This is a genomic window from Mesorhizobium sp. M2A.F.Ca.ET.039.01.1.1, assembly GCF_003998035.1.
Taxonomy (GTDB): domain Bacteria; phylum Pseudomonadota; class Alphaproteobacteria; order Rhizobiales; family Rhizobiaceae; genus Mesorhizobium.
The window spans coordinates 1-1,787 of the sequence record NZ_RZRY01001009.1; the positions used below are offsets into that span (position 1 = coordinate 1).

A 1,787-nucleotide genomic window follows, 5' to 3' on the forward strand; every position below is an offset into this window, starting at 1 on the left:
CAGCCAGGGCGGCGGCGTTGGCCTCGCGCTGTCCAACTGGATGATCGAGGGCGATCCGGGCGCCGACATCTGGGCCATGGACGTGGCGCGCTATGGCGACTGGGCGACGATGGCTTATACCAACGCCAAGGTGCGCGAGAATTACTCGCGCCGCTTCTCGATCCGCTTCCCGAACGAGGAGCTGCCGGCCGGGCGTCCTCTGAAGACGACGCCTCTCTACGACACGCTGGCCGCCAGGGGCGCGCAATGGGGCGTGTCCTACGGGCTCGAAGTGCCGCTCTGGTATGCGCCGGACGGCGTCAAGGACGAGTTCTCGTGGCGGCGTTCGACCGACTTCGACCATGTCGCCAAGGAAGTCGCGGCGGTACGCAACGGCGTCGGGCTTTCGGAGATTTCCAACTTCGCAAAATACAGGGTGACGGGCGAGGGCGCGGCTGGATGGCTCGACCGCATCTTCGCCTGCAAGCTGCCCAAGCGCGGCAGCATGACGCTGGCGCCGATGCTGAAGGACGACGGCAGACTGATCGGCGATTTCACTTTGGCCAATATCGACGACGCAGAGTGGTTCGTCGCCGGCTCAGGCATCGCCGAGCAGTATCACATGCGCTGGTTCGAGGCGCATCTGCCCAAGGATGGCTCGGTGCGGATCGAGGCGCTGGGCCAGAAGCTCACCGGCCTTGCGATTGCCGGTCCGAAGGCGAGGGAGGTGCTCGCCAAGGTCACCCGCGCCGATGTTTCCAACGCGGGCTTCCCCTTCATGGCGGTCGCCAGGATGGATATCGGCTTGGCGCCATGTTTTGTCGGCCGCGTCAGCTACACCGGCGATCTCGGCTATGAGATCTGGGTGGCGCCGGAATACCAGCGCGCCGCCTACCAGGCGCTGCTCGCTGCGGGAGAGGAACTCGGCATCGGCCTGTTCGGCTCGCGCGCGCTCAATGCGCTGAGGCTGGAGAAGAACTACGGCTCATGGGCGCGCGAATACCGGCCGATCTACGGGCCGGTCGAGGCCGGGCTCGACCGCTTCGTCGCCTATGGCAAGGACGCCGATTTCATCGGCAAGGAAGCGGCGCTCGCCGAGCGGCGAGAGGGCGGCAAGCTTCGGCTGCGCGCCTTCATCGTCGATGCCGCCGATGCCGATGTGATCGGCGACGAGGCGATCTGGCATGACGGTGTAGTGCGCGGCTGGGTCACGTCGGGCGGCTACGCGCATAATTCCAAGAAATCGGTTGCGATGGGCTATGTGCCGAAGGAAATTGCCGACAGACCGGACGGTTTCGAGATCGAGATCCTCGGCCAGCGTCACGCGGCGCGCATCCAGGCGGCGCCGCTGTTCGACGCCAATTTCGAGCGGATGCGCGGCTAGAGCAATTCCAGGAAAAGTGCGAAGCGGTTTTCCGTCCGGAATTGCGTCAAAACAAAAAGCCTCCTGGCGCGCATCCTGCCATCAGGCTCTGGCGCTGTCGCGATTGTCCAGCGCGAAGGCGCCCGAACCGGCAAAGAACAGGTAGAGGAAGACGAAGCAGAACAGGATGGCTGCGTCGCCGCCGTTGTTGGCCGGGAAGAAGTCGCGCGGGAAGTGCGCCATGAAATAGGCGATGGCCATTTCGCCGGCCAGGAGGAACGCCACCGGGCGGGTGAAGAGACCGAGCGCCAAGAGGATGCCGCCGGCGAATTCGAGGATACCTGCAGCCGTCGTCAGGCCGGTGAGGGCGTGCGGCTGGGCGCTTACCGGGAAGTTGAACAGTTTTTGCGAGCCATGTTCGATGAACTGCAAGGCGGTCATGATG

General features: G+C 64.7%; 2 protein-coding genes. One reads left to right on the forward strand and one right to left on the reverse strand.

What is annotated here, in order from left to right:
* Window positions 1–1,363: glycine cleavage T C-terminal barrel domain-containing protein (locus EOA24_RS36665; RefSeq protein ID WP_281059925.1), on the forward strand; the 1,363-nt coding region annotated here is incomplete at its 5' end.
* Window positions 1,364–1,444: 81 nt separating this feature from the next.
* Here EOA24_RS36665 and EOA24_RS36675 read toward each other — a convergent pair.
* A complete protein-coding gene (locus tag EOA24_RS36675) occupies window positions 1,445–1,786 on the reverse strand; it encodes a DoxX family protein (protein WP_245501948.1) in 342 nt (113 codons plus the stop codon).
* Between the last annotated feature and the right edge of the window lies 1 nt (window position 1,787).